The organism is Variovorax soli NBRC 106424, assembly GCF_001591385.1.
Taxonomy (GTDB): Bacteria; Pseudomonadota; Gammaproteobacteria; order Burkholderiales; family Burkholderiaceae_C; genus Variovorax; species Variovorax soli.
Map to the genome: position 1 here is coordinate 1 of NZ_BCUU01000067.1, position 16,643 is coordinate 16,643.

General features: G+C 68.2%; 15 protein-coding genes. 7 read left to right on the forward strand and 8 right to left on the reverse strand.

Annotated elements, in window-relative coordinates; translation table 11 throughout:
* Window positions 1-86: 86 nt before the first annotated feature.
* Window positions 87-1,238, forward strand: a complete 1,152-nt coding sequence (locus tag VSO01S_RS18115; RefSeq protein WP_068644214.1) for an acyl-CoA dehydrogenase family protein — start codon at window positions 87-89, stop codon at window positions 1,236-1,238.
* Here the strand turns inward: VSO01S_RS18115 and VSO01S_RS18120 are convergent.
* From VSO01S_RS18120 to VSO01S_RS18130, 3 genes are all read right to left on the reverse strand, one after another.
* Window positions 1,207-2,559: a type II toxin-antitoxin system HipA family toxin gene (locus VSO01S_RS18120; RefSeq protein WP_068644215.1), complete on the reverse strand. Its 1,353-nt coding sequence runs from the start codon at window positions 2,557-2,559 to the stop codon at window positions 1,207-1,209. The two genes, VSO01S_RS18115 and VSO01S_RS18120, sit on opposite strands and share 32 nt — an antisense overlap.
* A gap of 2 nt (window positions 2,560-2,561) precedes the next feature.
* Window positions 2,562-2,855: a helix-turn-helix domain-containing protein gene (locus VSO01S_RS18125; protein WP_174544741.1), complete on the reverse strand. Its 294-nt coding sequence runs from the start codon at window positions 2,853-2,855 to the stop codon at window positions 2,562-2,564.
* Window positions 2,856-2,994: 139 nt separating this feature from the next.
* Window positions 2,995-5,748, reverse strand: coding sequence for a winged helix-turn-helix domain-containing protein (locus VSO01S_RS18130; RefSeq protein WP_068644216.1), 2,754 nt, complete (start codon window positions 5,746-5,748; stop codon window positions 2,995-2,997).
* A 111-nt stretch (window positions 5,749-5,859) separates the two neighbouring features.
* On the opposite strand from VSO01S_RS18130, the gene VSO01S_RS18135 reads away from it, so the two are divergent.
* The gene (locus VSO01S_RS18135; RefSeq protein WP_068644217.1) at window positions 5,860-6,642 is read left to right on the forward strand and encodes an SDR family NAD(P)-dependent oxidoreductase; all 783 of its coding nucleotides are present in this window, start codon (window positions 5,860-5,862) and stop codon (window positions 6,640-6,642) included.
* Between the two features lie 27 nt (window positions 6,643-6,669).
* On the forward strand, window positions 6,670-7,848 hold the full coding sequence (locus VSO01S_RS18140) for an acetyl-CoA C-acetyltransferase (protein ID WP_068644218.1): 1,179 nt from the start codon (window positions 6,670-6,672) through the stop codon (window positions 7,846-7,848).
* A 62-nt stretch (window positions 7,849-7,910) separates the two neighbouring features.
* Here VSO01S_RS18140 and VSO01S_RS18145 read toward each other — a convergent pair whose 3' ends face one another.
* The gene (locus tag VSO01S_RS18145; RefSeq protein WP_068644219.1) at window positions 7,911-10,403 is read right to left on the reverse strand and encodes a penicillin acylase family protein; all 2,493 of its coding nucleotides are present in this window, start codon (window positions 10,401-10,403) and stop codon (window positions 7,911-7,913) included.
* Between the two features lie 95 nt (window positions 10,404-10,498).
* Window positions 10,499-11,302 (reverse strand): AraC family transcriptional regulator, encoded by an 804-nt coding sequence (locus VSO01S_RS18150; RefSeq protein ID WP_068644220.1) that lies wholly within the window; start codon window positions 11,300-11,302, stop codon window positions 10,499-10,501.
* Between the two features lie 376 nt (window positions 11,303-11,678).
* Between VSO01S_RS18150 and VSO01S_RS18155 the strand changes: the two genes are divergently transcribed.
* Together VSO01S_RS18155 and map are read left to right on the forward strand one after the other, a co-directional pair.
* Window positions 11,679-11,945: a ParD-like family protein gene (locus VSO01S_RS18155; RefSeq protein ID WP_068644221.1), complete on the forward strand. Its 267-nt coding sequence runs from the start codon at window positions 11,679-11,681 to the stop codon at window positions 11,943-11,945.
* Complete coding sequence (gene map, locus VSO01S_RS18160) at window positions 11,942-12,733, forward strand: type I methionyl aminopeptidase (RefSeq protein WP_068644222.1); 792 nt, start codon at window positions 11,942-11,944, stop codon at window positions 12,731-12,733. Before VSO01S_RS18155 ends, map begins: the two co-directional genes overlap by 4 nt.
* A 31-nt stretch (window positions 12,734-12,764) precedes the next feature.
* On the opposite strand, the gene VSO01S_RS18165 is transcribed toward map, so the two are convergent.
* Genes VSO01S_RS18165 through VSO01S_RS18175 form a run of 3 tightly spaced genes read right to left on the reverse strand, consistent with a single transcriptional unit; the run spans window position 12,765 to window position 14,850 of the window.
* Window positions 12,765-13,094 (reverse strand): non-heme iron oxygenase ferredoxin subunit, encoded by a 330-nt coding sequence (locus VSO01S_RS18165; protein WP_068644223.1) that lies wholly within the window; start codon window positions 13,092-13,094, stop codon window positions 12,765-12,767.
* A gap of 11 nt (window positions 13,095-13,105) precedes the next feature.
* Window positions 13,106-13,588 carry an aromatic-ring-hydroxylating dioxygenase subunit beta gene (locus VSO01S_RS18170; RefSeq protein WP_068644224.1) on the reverse strand — a complete coding sequence of 161 codons (483 nt, stop codon included), beginning with the start codon at window positions 13,586-13,588 and terminating at the stop codon, window positions 13,106-13,108.
* Window positions 13,585-14,850 carry an aromatic ring-hydroxylating dioxygenase subunit alpha gene (locus VSO01S_RS18175; RefSeq protein WP_068644225.1) on the reverse strand — a complete coding sequence of 422 codons (1,266 nt, stop codon included), beginning with the start codon at window positions 14,848-14,850 and terminating at the stop codon, window positions 13,585-13,587. The genes VSO01S_RS18170 and VSO01S_RS18175 overlap by 4 nt, the downstream gene beginning before the upstream one ends.
* A 128-nt stretch (window positions 14,851-14,978) precedes the next feature.
* Here VSO01S_RS18175 and VSO01S_RS18180 point away from each other — a divergent pair, with 128 nt between their 5' ends.
* Together VSO01S_RS18180 and VSO01S_RS18185 are read left to right on the forward strand one after the other, a co-directional pair.
* A complete protein-coding gene (locus tag VSO01S_RS18180; RefSeq protein WP_068644226.1) occupies window positions 14,979-15,899 on the forward strand; it encodes a LysR family transcriptional regulator in 921 nt (306 codons plus the stop codon).
* 224 nt (window positions 15,900-16,123) lie between these two features.
* Entirely contained in the window at window positions 16,124-16,609 is a 486-nt protein-coding gene (locus VSO01S_RS18185; protein WP_068644227.1) for a hemerythrin domain-containing protein, read from the forward strand.
* The last annotated feature ends 34 nt before the right edge of the window (window positions 16,610-16,643 follow it).

The following is a 16,643-nucleotide window of genomic DNA, read 5'->3' on the forward strand; positions in this document are numbered from 1 at the left end:
GTGCCGGGCGGCGGCGCGGCGCTGCTGCAGCGCTGGGGCGTTGCCGAGCGCGCCGGCTGATTGAAGAGAAAGAGAGAGACCCAACCATGCCCATCGATTTCCGGCGCTCCTGGAGCGACGAAGACCTTGAGCTGTACCGCGACAACGTGGTGCGCTTCATCGAGACGGAAGTGCTGCCGCACGACGAGGAAGCGCGCAAGCGCGGCCATGTCGGCCACGAGGTGTGGCGCAAGGCGGGCGCGCTGGGCCTGCTGTGCGCCGACATTCCCGAGGCCTATGGCGGCGCCGGCGGCGACTTCCGGCACGAAGCCGTGTTCTACGAGGAGATGGCGCGCCGCGCGCTCAGCGGCATGGCCACCTCCGTGCACACCATCGTGGCGCACTACTTTCTCAACCACGGCACCGAGGCGCAGAAGCAGCGCTACCTGCCGCGCATGGCGCGCGGCGAACTGGTCGGCGCCATCGCCATGACCGAGCCCGGCGCGGGCTCCGACCTGCAGGCCGTGCGCACTCGCGCCGTGCGTCAGCCCGACGGCAGCTACCGCATCGATGGCTCCAAGACCTTCATCACCAACGGCTTCCTGGCCGGCGTGGTGCTGGTGGTGTGCAAGACCGACCCGGCGCAAGGCGCCAAGGGCACCTCCATCCTCATCGTCGAAACCGGGAACTGCGCGGGCTACCGCGTGGGCCGCGTGCTGGACAAGATCGGCATGAAGGCGCAGGACACTTCCGAGCTCTTCTTCGACGACGTGCATGTGCCGGCCGATGCGCTGCTGGGCGGGCGCGAAGGGCAGGGATTCTTCCAGCTGATGGGCGACCTGCCCTACGAGCGACTGATCATCGGCGTGAGCGCGCTGGCCACCATGGAAGGCGCCTACCAGGCCACGCTCGACTACGTGCGCGAGCGCCGGGCCTTCGGGCAGGCCGTGGCAGATTTCCAGAACACGAAGTTCAAGCTGGCCGAGATCGCCACGCAGATCAAGGTGGGCCGCGCCTTCATCGACCGCTGCGTGGAAGAACTGGTGGCCGGCCGGCTGGACACCGCCACTGCCTCCATGGCCAAGCTGTGGGGCAGCGAGACCCAGGGCCGCGTGGTGGACGAATGCCTGCAGCTCTTCGGCGGCTATGGCTTCATGAGCGAGTACATGGTGGCGCGCATGTATGCCGACGGCCGGGTGCAGCGCATCTTCGGCGGCACCAACGAGATCATGAAGGAAGTGATTTCGCGGGCGATGTAGGCATCGCGTCCAGCGACCGGGCGGAACGTTGCAGCCCGGCCAGGATGCGGTCGGACACCACCGCAGGAAAGCCGGCCGGCAGCCGGGCCGAGATGCGCTCGATGACGCCCGGCGTGTCCTTCAACACTTCGGCGATCTGCGCCTCCGCATCTGCCGCCACATGGCAGGCCACGGCCATGGCGTTGAAATGGCGCCGCTGGATGTCCTTGAACCTGTAGTGCCGGTTCTTTCCGGAGACGGCCATTGCCATCTTGAGGTCGTGGCGGGAGAACTGGTTGGGCCCGTTGCCCTCTACGGGCCAGATCGACATCACGTCATAGATGGGCGTGAGCCGGAACCGGCTCCTGGCCAGCAGGAAGATGCTGAAGTTCTTGGCATGCCCGTCCGGCGCACCGAGCATCCAGAACAGGAGCTGTACTTTGAGCAGCGTTGCCAGGTCTTCCTGCGCGGCCATGGACTGGGCCAGGATCGTGGCCAGGTCGATCATTCCGGGTCCGCCGTCAGACTCGTACTTCAGGTGCGAAGGCCGGCCCAGCACCTGGCAGAAATCTTCCTGCGGCAGCCGCATGATCCACCGGCCCGACGAATGCACCCGGCGGTCGAAGCGCTCGACCGCCAGTGCCTTGTGCTGGCCGAAGCGAAGAATGGCGGTGCGGGGAACGGCGATGCCGAACTCTTGGAGAACGTTCAGGCACAGCCATTCGTTCTCGACGGAGGTGCTGAAGTCTGCCCTGCGGTGCCCCACCAGGCCCAGCGGCAGCTTCAGGATGTGTGTGGTCGGTGTAGCGCCCACCGGCCGCATCCACTGGTTGCCGTGCCACAGCAGCGCGGTCTTTTCCTGCGCGCCGGCGAGGGAAATCCGCAGTTCCTCGCCAGGCTCGCTTCCCTGCCCGCGCGGGCTGACCGTGTCGAGCAGCAGCCTTTGCACGCCGGCCTCGCCGAGCACCTCGCCGTCGATGCGCTCGATGCTTGCCGGGGCAGCGTCCTCGGGCAGGAGCTGAATGGCGCCCACGCAGTCGCGGCCAATGGCTTGCAGCAGGTCGAACGCACCCGTGGATGCGGTGCGAAAGCGCTGGGCGAGCCGGTCGCGGATCGGCCTGCTGTCGGGCAGCAGGTTGTCGAAATAGTTGCCCACGGCATCGCCGCGGTGCATGTCGGCTTGGAGCGGTAGGGACAGGGACAAGGGACGTGCGGCTTCCGATGCCAGCCACGCCTTGTCGTAGTGAAGCTCGTCCAGTCCCTGGCCCGAGACGCGCCAGGTTCCGACCCGCTCGCCGTTGGCCCAGATGGAAAGCGCACGAGACGTCGACCTGCGCCCCACGGCTACCACTCCAGCGTCTTCTTGCCACCTGCGCCGCGGCTCGGCTCCGCCACGTGATAAACCGAAGCGTTGGCGCTGGACGGCTTGTTGCCTATGGCCAGTTCGAGCCCCAGCACGCCTGCAATGGCCAGCAGCTGGTCCAGGCTGATGGCGCCGGGATGGAGTTCGAGCTCGGACATGCGGCTCTGGCTGATGCCGATGCGGGCAGCCAGCGCGCCTTGCGACAAGCGCGCGCGCTTGCGGGCCGCCTTCAGGACGAGGCCGAGCTGGCTGGAGGAGGCAAGCACATGTTCCATCGAATTCACCGGTTCAACAGGTAAATTGAAATTTACCGCAATAGCCGATAAAACTCAAACTACCGGGTATACGGGTAAATCTGAAAATACCGCAATAGCCGATATCGGTGCATCTCCGGCATTTCCACTGCGGCTGGTACTAGCGAATCACCCCCAGCCTGCGGGCAATCGCCACGGCTTGCGTGCGGCTCTTCGCATCCAGCTTCAGGTTGATGTTGCGCAGATGGGTGCGCACCGTGCTGTCGGACACGAACAGCTTCTCGGCCATGGCGCTGTTCGAGTAGCCCTCGGCCAGCAGCTGCAGCACGCGGATTTCCTTGCGGGTGAGCGGCTCCGCATCTGCATTGCCCTCATACGCCGCCTCGGCCTCGGCCGGCAGGGCCACCGGCCCGATGATCTGCAGCAGGCGCTGCAGGTAGTCGGCCAGTATCGGGTCGCTGCGCGGCGCACCGGCGGCGCTGCTGCCTTCGTGCGCTTGCGCAGCGCTCGCATAGCGATGCACCAGCGCACCCGCTGCCGGCCCTTCGTCGAGTATCAGCCGCACAAAGCCCTCCTGGCTCGCGGCCTGCAGCACGGTGCCGATCTCGTCCAGCGCGGCCTGCGCCTGCCCCGCGCGCTGCAGCGCCAGCGCGCGCAGCACGCGCAGCTTGAGCGCGCGGCGGTTGCGGTTGGAGGCCAGCGCTGCACGCAGCTCGGCATCGACGATGTCCAGGGCCGCCTTCGCATCGCCGAAGGCGATCTCCCAGCGCGCCTTGGCCAGCGCGAAGTAGTCCAGGTCGTGCGCGGGCAGCTGCTGTCGGCGCTCGCGCTCCCACAGCTGCGGGTCGTCGGCGCGCTGCAGCTCGTCGCGCGAGGCCGGGCCGTTGCCCTGCAGCAGCAGCATGCGCGAGCGCTCCAGCTTGGCGGCGGACACCACGCGCGGCAGCTGCCGCTGGTGGCCTACGTATTCGAGCTCGAGCAGCGCCTGGAAGGCAGCGTCGATGTCGCCCGCGTGGAAGGCGATGCGCGAGCGCATGACGTGGCTCTGGATCATGTGGTCGGGTAAGCCCACGTCGCGCGCCAGCGGCAGGTAGACGTTCAGCAGGTGCTCGGCCTGCGGCAGCTGGTGGGTCTCGTACACCGCGCCGGCATACAGCACGCCAGCCCAGGCGTTGCCATGGCTGTGGTTGTAGGTGACGGCGTGGGTGGAATCCACCGCCATGCGCAGCCGCGCCGTGGCCTGCCGCAGCCGGCCTTCGTGCAGGTCGAACAAACCCGCGAGCGACTCGGTGTACATGCGGTTGAAGGTGCTGTTGCCCTGCTCGCGCCGCGCCGCCTCCAGCAGGCGCTGCGCCTCGCACGGGTCGCCGCGCACCGCGAGGATGTGGGCCATCACGTTGAGCAGCACCACCTCGGCAAAGGCCAGGCCAGTGGGCAGTCGGGCCAGGCTCGCGCGGCCGGCCTCGTAAGCCTCGTCGTGCTTGTCCTGCATGGCCAGCAGCAGCGGGATCAATGTATGGGCGTTGCTCTGCACCTGCGGCACGGGGCTGTCAAGGCAGCCCGATTCCTGCAGCAGGCGCATGGCGTCCCAAGGGCCGTGCGTGAAGCAGACGGCCCACAGCGCGATGAGCTGCAGCACCGGGCGCTCGCGCAGCAGCGGTTGCGCAATGGCAGCGAACCAGCGCGCCAGCATGCGCATGCGGCCCTGTTCGAGGAACTGCTCCGCGTACCGTTCGAGCAGCGCCAACGCATGCGGATGGTCGCCGCCCTCGATGGCATGGTCGATGGCGGGCACCGGCCGGCCGTGCGATTCGTACCAGCCCGAGGCGGCCAGGTGCAGCCGCGCGAGCTCTTCCGGCTGCTCGCGTGCAAGCTGCGCTCGCAGGAAGTCGGCGAACAGGCTGTGGTAGCGCCAGGCGCCTTCTTGCTGGTTGCCCGTGTCGCCGCGCACCGGCGTGAGGAACAGGTTGGCGGCGGCCAGCCGCTCCAGGATGGCCGCGCTGTCGCCGCGCGGGTTCAGGGCCTGGCACACCGACGCGTCGAGCTGGCGCAGGATGCTGGTGCGCAGCAGGAAGTCGCGCACCTCCTTCGGCTGGTTCGCCAGCACGTCCTCGGCCAGGTAGTCGGCCACGGCGCGGTCCGACCCCGAGAAGCGCTCGATGAAGCCGGTGGCGGTGCCGTGGCGCTCCAGCGCGAGCGAGGCCAGCCACAGCGCGGCAGGCCACCCTTCGGTCTTGCGGTGCAGGCGCGACAGCAGGTCGGCATTCAGTGCTTGCTGCTGCGCAGGCTCCGAAGCTGCAGCGCCGGTGGCATGGGCCTGGCGCAGGTTGAAGAAGTCGCGCGTTTCCTCCAGCGAGAAGCGCAGCCGGTCGGTGTCGATCTCGATCAGCTGGCCGCGCGCACGCAAGCGCCCCAGGCCCAGGTCGGGCAGGCTGCGCGAGCCCAGGACGATCTGGCCGCCGCGCGGCAGGTAGTCGACCAGCTCGCGCACCAGGCCGAGCACGGCGGGTTCCTGCACCACCTCGAAATCGTCGAGGAACAGCGCGAAGGGCGAGTCGCAGGCCGCCAGGGCAGCCACCGCGTCGAAGGGCGCGGGCCCCGCCGGCGCCTCGATGCCCAGCCGCTGCACCGCCTCGGCCAGGCCACCCAGAAAGCGCGAGACGTCGTTGTCGGCCCGGTCGAGCGTGAGCCATGCGGTGGCCAGGCCCTGCGCATCCATGTGCTCGCGGATCTGCGCCATGGCGGTGGTCTTGCCGAAGCCGGCCGGGGCACGCACCAGCACCAGCTTGACGGCCGAGCCGCTCACCTTGTCCCGGATGGCGCCGCGAAGCACCTGGGTGGCCATGAACACCGGCGGGTTGAGCTTGGCTTCGGGAATGCGGGCGGGCGTGAGCACGGGGGCTGGAGCGGGCAACGGCGTGGTTCTTCTCTGGCTGGAAATCCCGTCGCTTCCGACGATTCCGGCGATGGATTCTGCTGCCTAAACTGCAGCTGCACAAATTAACGGCAACAGGAAGCACACGCGATGCAACTCGATTCCACCATTGCCGCCGTCGTCACCGGCGGCGCCTCGGGCCTGGGTGCCGCCACCGCGCGCCGCCTGGCCGGCCACGGCCTCAAGGTCGCGCTGTTCGACCTCAATGCGCAGCAGGGCGAGGCCCTGGCGCGCGAGCTGGGCGGCGTGTTCTGCCAGGTCGACGTCACCTCGGAAGAGCAGGTGGACGCGGCCTTTGCCAAGGCCCGCGCCGCGCACGGGCAGGAGCGCGTGCTGGTCAATTGCGCAGGCACCGGCAACGCGGTGAAGACGGCGGGGCGCGACAAGACCACCGGCGAGATCAAGCACTTTCCGCTGGCCAACTTCGACCGCATCATCCAGATCAACCTGGTGGGCACCTTCCGCTGCATTGCCAAGTCGGCCGCGGGCATGCTCACGCTCGACGCGCTGGAAGACGGCGAGCGCGGCGCCATCGTCAACACCGCCTCGGTGGCCGCGCAGGACGGGCAGATGGGGCAGGCCGCCTACAGCGCCAGCAAGGCCGGCGTGCTGGGCATGACGCTGCCCATTGCGCGCGACCTGATGAGCGAGGGCATCCGCGTCAACACCATCCTGCCGGGCATCTTCAACACGCCGCTGCTGCAGGCCGCGCCGGACAACGTCAAGGCCGCGCTGGCGGCCTCGGTGCCCTTTCCGAAGCGCCTGGGCAAACCCGATGAATACGCACAGCTGGCCGAGCTGATGATCACCAACGGCTACTTCAACGGCGAGAGCGTGCGCCTGGACGGTGCGATCCGCATGGCGCCCCGCTGAAACCCAACCATCCACCGGAGAACCCTCATGTCCGAAGCCTTTATCGTCGCCGCCGCCCGCACCGCCGGAGGCCGCCGCAACGGCCGCCTCGCGGGCTGGCACCCGGCCGACCTTGCCGCCCAGGTGCTCGACGCGCTGGTGCAGCGCACCGATGCCGACCCCGCGCTGGTGGAAGACGTGATCATGGGCTGCGTCGGCCAGGCCGGCGAGCAGGCGGCCAACGTGGCGCGCAACGCGGTGCTGGCCAGCAAGCTGCCCGAGTCGGTGCCGGCCACCTCGGTGGACCGGCAGTGCGGCTCCTCGCAGCAGGCGCTGCACTTCGCGGCGCAGGCGGTGATGTCGGGCACCATGGACATCGTCATCGCCGCCGGCGTCGAGAGCATGACCCGCGTGCCCATGGGCCTGCCCACCACGCTGCCGCTGAAGAACAACCTGGGCTTCTACGTGAGCCCGCAGATGGCGCGGCGCTACCCAGGCGTGGAGTTCAGCCAGTTCACCGGCGCCGAGATGATCGCGCGCAACTACGGGATCGAGAAGGACGCGCTGGACCGCTACGCGCTCGAAAGCCACCGCCGCGCCATCGAGGCGACCCGGGCCGGCCGCTTCGCCGGCGAGATCGTGCCGGTGGCGGTGCGCATGGCCGACGGCACCGAGACCGGCGAGCAGCACACGGTGGACGAAGGCATCCGCTTCGACGCCACGCTGGAGAGCATTGCCGCCGTCAAGCTCATTGCCGAGGGCGGCCGCTGCACCGCGGCCACCGCCAGCCAGATCTGCGACGGCGCCAGCGGCGTGATGGTGGTCAACGAGCGCGGCCTCAAGACCCTGGGCGTGAAGCCGCTCGCGCGCATCCACCACATGAGCGTGATGGGGCACGACCCGGTCATCATGCTGGAGGCACCGCTGCCGGCCACGCAGCGGGCCCTTCAGCGTGCCGGCATGAAGATCGAGGACATCGACCTGTACGAGGTGAACGAGGCCTTTGCGCCGGTGCCGATCGCCTGGCTGCAGACGCTGGGCGCCGATCCGGCGCGGCTGAACGTGAACGGCGGCGCCATTGCCCTGGGCCATCCGCTGGGGGCCTCGGGCACCAAGCTGATGACGACGCTGGTGAACGCGCTGCATCAGCGCGGCGCGCGCTACGGACTTCAGACGATGTGCGAAGGCGGGGGCATGGCCAACGTGACCATCGTCGAGAAGCTCTGATCCTTCTCTGATCCGTCAATGGCGGAAAGGCCGGCCGGTGCCGCACCGGCCGGCCTTTCGCCTTATTCGCTGATGCGCGTCAGCTTCAGCGCCGGATCGCCGGCGATCTCCGCTTCGGAGAACGGCACCTTGTGCCACTGTCCTTCGCTGTAGGCGCGGGTGTAGTCGGCGTTGTGCGCCGAGGCCGGATCGTCGGACAGCGAGAAGGTCAGGAAGGTGTGGGCTTCCACACCGCCCTCAGGAAAGCGCACCACCTGCATGTAGCTGTTGCCGTTGGGGTCGTTGTCCATGCTGTAGCCGCCCTGGCCGAGCTTCTTGTCCGAGCAGGCGATGGTGAAGTAGCCCGGGCCGCCGCAGCCGCCGTACAGCGGGATCTTCTGGCCGCTGCGGGTGGCGTACAGGGTCTCGCCGCGCTGCGCGTCCAGCGAATAGCCGCTGGCCTGCACCGCCAGCACCGCGGCGCCGAAGGCTTCGCGGACGGCGGTGGTGATGCTGCCGTCGGTCTTGAGATCGCGCGGGGTGTTGACCGGGTCGGCGGCGTCGAAGGGCACGGCGTAGAGGTTGGGCGTCTTGGTGGCGAGCGTCCAGAACTCGTCCCACAGGTGCGCGCCGCGCGCGCTGCGCACACCGGTGTTGTCCCAGGCGCGCAGGATGGCGCAGGCCGCCGCCGGATCGACCGACTGGCCAGACACCGCGATCGGGCCGGCGGTGCACACCATGTCCAGCACATCGTCCTTGAACAGCTCGGCCGTGAGCACGCGGCTGTTGAGCACCATCCTGCGCACCGCATCGCTGGTGGCGAACTTGCCGCCGTAGCCGTCGGTGCCGGCCAGCCGGCCCTGGGCCAGCAGGTTGCCCAGGCGGGTGCGGTAGCTCACCGCCTCTGTCCCGGCCGGACCCAGGATGGCCGGGAAGCCGGTGAGCGGTTGCGCGGGGTTGGACAGCCAGTAGCTGTCGTTCATGTTGGCCACGTAGTCGTCGCGCATGAGGCTGGGCAGGCGCGAGGGGCCGATGGCGCCCTTTTGCACCGAGTCGGCATCGCTTTGCCAGTCGCAGGCGCTCTTCGATCCGTCGAGCACCGGCACGCGCGGCAGCGCGGCGCCCAGCGCGGCGGCGTAGGGCGAGTTGCAGCTGCTGCCCGGCGCGTTGGGAATGGCACCGATGTCGGCATACCAGGCCTGCGTGCTGCCGCGGCCCACCGCCACGGTGTTGACCCACGGAATGGCCGCTTCCTGGCGCTGGATGGCAATGAATTCGTCCAGCGACTTGGCCTGGTTCCAGCGCTGCCAGTTGCGGAACAGGCGGAAGTTGTCGCCGTTGATGTCGCGGATGGCGAAGGCGGTGGTCTGGCTCCACGCCAGCGCGGGGTTGAGAAGCCCCAGGTTCACCATGGGCCCGTACTGCGATTCGTACAGCGTGCGCGTGACCGGTGAGAGGCCGCCGCCGGCCTGCTTCACCTGCACGGTGATGCTGCGCGGCTTCATCTTCACGGTCTGGCCGTCGACCATGTAGCTGGTCGGATCGCCCGAGGCCAGCGTGAGCTGGAAGAAGCCGAAGCGGCGCGCGGTCGACACCGTGTGGCTCCAGGCCACGTTGTCGTTGAAGCCGATGAGGATCACCGGAATGCCCAGGAACGAGGTGCCGCTGACGTTGAGCTGGCCCGGAATGGTCAGCTGCGCCTGGTAGAAGCGGTCGGGCCCGCGCCAGTACCAGTGCGGGTTCCCGAACAGCAGCGGGCTGCCGTCGCCGGTGGCGGCGGTGCCGAAGCCGAACATGTTGCTGCCCACGCCTTCATGGCCGCCCACCTGGAACTCAGGCAGCTGCAGCTGCGCGCTGGCCAGTTGCGTGTCGGCCTGCTGCGCGCGTTGGCGGCGCAGGCTGGCCACGCTGGGCGAGGCCGCGGCCGGCGCGGCGGCATTGGCGATGTTGGCCAGGAAGTTGCTGTAGCCGCCGGCGAAGTTGGCGGCGTACATGCGGCGGAAGATGTCGTCGCTGGTCACCGGCGCCACCCAGGCTTCGGTGCGGCAGGCCGCATGCGCGCCCGCGTCGCCGCCGGCCCTGATCTCGCGCACGTAGCGGTTGTAGCCGGCCGCGAAGCCGGCCACCAGTTCGCGCGTGGTGTCGGTCTGCGCCGCGATCATTTTCTTGACGACCTCGTCGTTGAGCACGTGGCGGTGGAAGAAGTCGGAGTCGATGTTCTTCGGGCGGCCGATGGTGCTGGAGAACGGAATCTGCGCATCGCCGCCGAAATGCAGCGAGCGCTCGCCCCGGTAGGTGAGGAAGGAGTTGGCCATGGTGCACAGGTCGTCCTGCGCCTGCGCATAGCCGTAGCCGTAGCCCGCGCCGCCCCAGTTGTCGGCCTTGATGTGCGGCACGCCCATGCCGGTGCGGCGGATGTCGGCCTTGTAGCTCAGCTGCGGATCGGGTGTGCCGGAACCGCCACCGCCTTGGCTGCCGTTGCCGCTGCTACCACCGCCGCAGGCTGTGACGAGAACCGCGGCGGCAAGCGCCAGCGCGGACAGCGGCACCGGGCCGCGAACGAGGGAAAGTCGCATGAAGTCTCCAATGGATTTGCACGAACGAACGGGCTGTCTTGGCGCAGCCGTGTGCAGCATAGGCAGCGCGCGCGGCGCTGGCTTGTACGCAGACGCTATGCGGCAACGGTTGCGTAGGTGCCCTGCGGGTCGGTGAGCACCGAGACCTGGCTGGCCAGGAAGGAGGGCGGCAGCCCGAAGTAGCTCTGGAAGGTGCGGCTCATGTGGGCCGCGTCGGCAAAGCCGCTGTCCAGCGCCGCGTCGGTCAGCCGGCGCCCGCTGCCGAACTGCTCGACCGATCGCCGCACCTTGGTCCACAGCGCATAGCGCTTGATCGACAGGCCCACCTGCTGCGCGAACAGGTGGCTCAGGCGGTCGGGCGAGAGGCAGGCCAGCGCCGAGAGCCGCGCCAGCGATTGCGGCTCGGCGCTGTCGCGGATCATGCGCAGCACCCGGGCGACCCGCGGGTCGAGGGCGGTGCCGCCCTGCTCGGGGCTGCCGGCCGCGGCCTCGATCAGCCCGGCGCTCAGGCTGCGCAGCTGGCGCGCGGTGAGGGCGCCGTCCAAGGCTGGCTCGAAGCTTTCGCGCAGCTTCCGGCCGAAGCAGCGCCCGTGCAGCACCTGGATGCCCTGGCCGCTGTCCCGCCGCGCCAGCATGCGGTAGGCGGCCGAGGCGGGATCGAGGTTGAGCGAGAGCAGGCCCCCGCCGTCGTCCACATCCAGGCGGCGCGGCACATGCGGCGCCACCAGCGCCGCCTCGCAGCGCACGCGGGTGCCGTCCAGCGCCTCGAGCCGGAAGGGGCGGCCGGGGGGCGAGACCAGCAGCGTCGCCGACGAGCGCGCCGTCAGGCCCGAATGGATCTCGGGGGTGAGATAGAGGAACCTGTCATCCCATAGATGCAGGTAGTTGTGCTGGCCCATGTCTCGCTCTTCTGCCCTTGTTCTCTCTCGTCCGCCAAGGGCGATTGTGGGCACGGGCCGTGCCGCGCGGCATTGGGGAGGACGCGGAGCGCGGCGTCTCGAATTCCGTGCCGACCAGACGGTCGGCTGCCGGTTGAGCCTTAATTGATTAAGGCTCGATTAAGGCAGCGCCAGCAAAGTTGGGTCTCGGCAGTTCCGCTCTTCTCCTCTCCCCCTCCATCCCCTAGGAACTGTCGTTGGACCCGCTTCGGCGGGTTTCTTTTTTTCCGCTACGGCAGCTCGGCGCAGGCCTGCAGGGCGGGCAAGTCGCGTAGGGGGTGCAACCTCAATATGCGAAACACATACAATTCGTATATGTGACATATAGAGGACGGAAATGGGCATCGTAAAGATTTCGGACCAGATGCATGAGAACCTGCGCGTGGCGGGCAATGCATTGAGCCGTTCCATCAACGCCCAGGCCGAGCACTGGATGCGGGTGGGCATGCTGACCGAGATGAACCCGGGCCTGGACCACCGCGAGATCTGCCAGATGCTGGTGCGGGCCGAACTCGCGGGCGGGCTGGACATCGCCGCCGCCGTGGCCGATCCACCGCCCGGCAAGCCCCGATCACGCCCGGCCGCCGGAAAGCCGCGCCCATGACGCGCCGCATCGTCATCAAGTCCGCCCAGGACATCGACATGGCGCGGCGTGCGGGCCAGCTGGCCGCGCAGGTGCTGGCCATGATCGAGCCGCATGTCGTACCCGGCGTGAGCACCGAAGAACTCGACCGCATCTGCCACGAGCACATCGTGAACGTGCAGGGCGCCACGCCGGCCAACGTGGGGTACCTGGGCTATCCCAAGACCATCCTCACCTCGGTCAACGAGGTGGTGTGCCACGGCATTCCGGCGCCGGGCAAGATCCTGAAGGAAGGCGACATCGTCAACATCGACGTGGCCGTCATCCATGGCGGCTGGCATGGCGACACCAGCCGCATGTACTTCGTCGGCGCCCCCGGCCCCCTGGCGCGGCGCCTGGTGGAGACGACCTACGAAGCGATGCTGGCCGGCATCCGCGAGGTGCGGCCCGGCGCGACGCTGGGCGACATCGGCCATGCCATCCAGTCGGTGGCGCACCGGGAGCATTTCAGCGTGGTGCGCGAATACTGCGGCCACGGCATCGGCCGGGCCTACCACGAGGCGCCCGACGTGCTGCACTACGGGCGGCGCGGAGAAGGCCTGCGGCTGGAGCCGGGCATGGTGTTCACCATCGAGCCCATGCTCAATGCGGGCAAGCGGGACACGCGGCAACTGGCCGACGGATGGACGGTGGTGACCAGGGACAGGTCGCTGTCCGCCCAGTGGGAACACATGGTGGCCGTGACGCCCGACGGCTACGAGGTGCTGACGCGCTGGCCGGGCGGCACCGGCAGCTACGCGCCGATCTGAGGGCAGCGCCCCGGGGCCGGGCCTCGGGAATCTACTGCTCGACCAGCGAAAGGAAGACGCGACCGCCCTCGATCTTCACCGGATAGGCGCGCACTGGCTCGATTGCCGGGTCGTAGGTGGCTCGGCCGCTGCGGACGTCGAACTTGCCCTGGTGCAGCGGGCATTCGATTTCGTGGCCTTCCAGAAAGCCCTCGCACAGCCGGCCGTCGCCGTGAGTGCAGATGTTGCTGGTGGCGAAGACTTCGCCGTCGACCTTGTACAGGGCGATGTCGTGGCCACCGACCATCATCCCGACGACGTCGTTGGCCGGTACTTCGTCGACCGACGCGGCATCGGTCCATTGCGCTGCTTCTTCGCTCATCAGGCGCTTTCTCAGATGGGATAGATGATGGAATTCGGGATCATTTCGCTGTCGAACACGCACAGGCGCGACGCGAACTTGAGCCCTTCGGACGTCGGCACGACCTGGTCGATGTAGCGGCCGACATTGAACACGGTCGACGGCCCGTCGAGCTTGGTGCGGAACACCGCATAGTTGGCTTCGCTGTGGATCGTGCCGCCCTCGTCGACACGGTGCACCAGCGGCAGGCCGACCACGTGGCGCTGGTAGTACGGGTCGTGGAACAGCGTTTCCTTGATACCGTAGACGCGGTCTTCCAGCATGCCGCGGCTCTCGAACGAGAGCGTGGCCAGCGGCAGGCCGCGCTCATGGTTCTCGCGCGGCTGCAGGCGGTAGCTGCACGCCTCGATGAAGAAGGTGGGCCACAGGTCCCAGTTGCCGGAATCGACGGCATGGGCATAGGCCGCGTACAGGCGCGACAGCGCCAGGTAGGCGGCGGGGTCGAGGGTGGTCATGCTTCCATCACCTCGCGCCAGTAGCGGTACATGCCGCGGATCAGGGTCTCGGTCACCATGTGGTCGGTGTTCTCCACCTCGCGCCCGCCGAGCTCGGCCAGCGTGCGGTGGAAGGGCTTCTGCTCGAAGCCTTCCTGCGAGAACTCGATCACCTCGCCGTCGTCGGCCGAGACGAAGCCGGCCGGGCCGAACAGGTTGGCCTGGCGCAGGCGGCGCTGCGTCATCTCCTCGGTGTCGTCCTCGAAGCCGAAGTGCGTCCAGACGAAGTCGAAGGCGTCGTGTCCCGCGGGCTGGATGTGGCGCGTGGACACGCTGTTGACCTGCTGCTGCAGGATGAGGCTGGGGAACAGCGTCATCATCACCGCCGTCGGCCCGCCCCACCAGGGCTCGGGCGCGATGTCGAGGAAGCGCGGGTCCTTCAGCTGCATGCTCTCCTTGAAGCTGGACACCTGCGTCACCTGCTCGGCCTTGCCGGCGCTGCCGCGCGTGGAGATCATGGCGGCGTGGCGCCCGCGCGCATCCATCTTCAGCTCCGACTTGTTGTCGGCGCGCCAGAGCCCGAAGGTGACGAACCAGGTGTGCAGCAGGCCGGGATGGTACGGGTCCTTGATGTTCTCCTGCATGAGCTTCCAGTTGCCCGGAATGCGCTGGCGGCTGTAGCCCAGGATGGTGAGCTTGCGGCCGTTGAAGAGCCGATCGAAGTAGCGAAGAATGTCGGGGCCCAGGAAGTCCTCGAAGGGCTCCACATCGTGGTCGAACGACGCGAACACCACGCCGCCGCGCGTGGCCACCTTCAGCTGCGTGAGGCCGTGCTCCGCCGGCTTGAAGTCCGCCGGCATGCCGCCGTTGACCTTGCCGTCCTGCTTGACGCCGCGCCGGAAGGGCACGCCCTGCAGTTCGCCCTTGAGGGTGTAGTTCCACTGGTGATAGGGGCAGGTGAAGCCGCCATCCTTCCTGTTGCCGTGGCGTTCACGGCAGAACTGCATGCCGCGGTGCGCGCACACGTTCTCCACCACGCGGATCTCGCCTTCGGCGTCGCGCACCATGATGACGGAGCGCTCGCCGACCACGGTGCGCTTGAAGTCGCCAGGGTGGGGCACTTCGGCCTCCAGGCCGACGTAGCACCAGTGGCCTTTGTAGAAAAAGCGCTCCAGCTCTCGCTTGTGCTGCTCGGCCTCGGTGTAGGCCATGAAGGGAATGCGGCTGGTGCCCTGGCTTTCCCAGCGGATGGCTTGGGGAAAGACCGCTCTCGGGTCGTTCATGTTTGTTGTCTCCTGCGCCGGCGTGGGAGCGGCGCGCATGTCGCTGCCGCGATCATGGGCGCCCGGCCGTTATCGATCAATAGAATGTGTGCAATACGTAATATTGATTTGAGCAATGTGGGGCGCGCATGGAACTCAAGGACATCGACCTAAACCTGCTGGTGGTCTTCCAGCAACTGCTGGTCGACCGGCGCGTCTCCACCGTGGCGGCCAACCTGGGCCTGTCGCAGCCGGGCGTGAGCAACGCGCTGGCGCGGCTGCGCAAGCTCACCGACGACGCGCTGTTCCTGCGCACGCCCACCGGCATGCAGCCCACGCCTTTTGCGCAGCAACTGGCCGAGCCCACGGCGCGGGCGCTGCAGGTGATTCATGAGGCGCTCAACCAGAAGGCGAGCTTCGATCCCGCCACGTCCAGGCGCGCCTTCACCGTGGGCATGACCGACATCGGCGAGATCTATTTCCTGCCCGGGCTGATGAAGGAGCTGGCGAAGGTGGCGCCCGGCGTGTCGCTCAGCACCGTGCGCAACGCGGCGGTGAACCTGCAGGACGAGATGGCGGCGGGGCATGTCGACCTGGCGCTGGGCCTGCTGCCGCAGCTCAAGGCCGGCTACTTCCAGCGGCAGCTCTTCAAGCAGCACTACGTGTGCATGTTCAGGCGCGGCCATCCGCTGGACCGCAGGAAGAAGGAGATGACGCTGCGCGAGTTCTCCGCCGCCGAGCACGTGGTCGTGGTGGCCGAGGGCACCGGCCACGGCCGGGCCGACGAGATGCTGCGCCGCCGCAAGGTCGTGCGCAAGGTGGTGCTGACGGTGCCGCACTACGTGGCGGTGGGCCATATCCTGAGCGGTTCGGACCTGGTTGCCACCGTGCCGGAGCGTCTTGCGCAGGCGCTGGAGAAGCCCTTCGGCCTCACCTTCGTGCGGCATCCGGCGCGCCTGCCGGAGATCGCCATCAGCCTGTTCTGGCACAGCCGCTACCACCGCGACCCGGGCATCGAGTGGCTGCGCTCGCTCATCATGAAGCTGCACGGCGAAGTGTCCTCGGGCTAGGGGCGGGCACGCCGTTTGCCGCGCTCGCCGCGGGGGCGCGCGCGGGCGCGGAATTGCGCGTGCGCGTCAGCATCCTGCTGCGGCTCGTTTCCTACAGGCAGTGCTGAGCACGCCTGACGCATCGGGCACAGCTCGCATCCCATCATGTGCCTGTGCCCCGGGGCCGCAGCTCTAGCGTCCTCGGAGGCTCCGTTTCCCATCACAGCCCACCTGGAGAAACCACGATGCCCACCACCAAGCGCTCCGAAGCCGATGCCTGCACCCTGCTCGATTCCGATCACCGCAAGGTCAAGAAGCTGTTCAACCAGTACGCGGAACTGGCAGGTTCGCGAAGTACCCAGGACCGGCGCGAACTCGCGATGGAAATCTGCATGGAGCTGACCGTGCATGCGCAGCTGGAGGAAGAGATCTTCTATCCGGCCCTGCGCGCCGCATTCAAGGAAAGCGACCTGCTGGACGAAGCGGAGGTGGAGCATGCCACCGCCAAGGACCTGATCGCGCAGATCCAGGAGGCCGGCGAAGTCGACGAGAAGTTCGACGCGCTGGTCACGGTGCTGGGCGAATACATCGACCACCACGTCAAGGAAGAGCGCGGCGAAATCTTCCCCAAGGCCCGCGCCTCGAAGGTGGACCTGATGGAGATGCGCGAGCAACTGCTGACCCGCAAGGAAGAACTGATGGCCGAGCATTCCGGCGCCATGGCCGGCTGAGCGCCGGTTCGTTCCTCGCCCGCCAACGGACCTG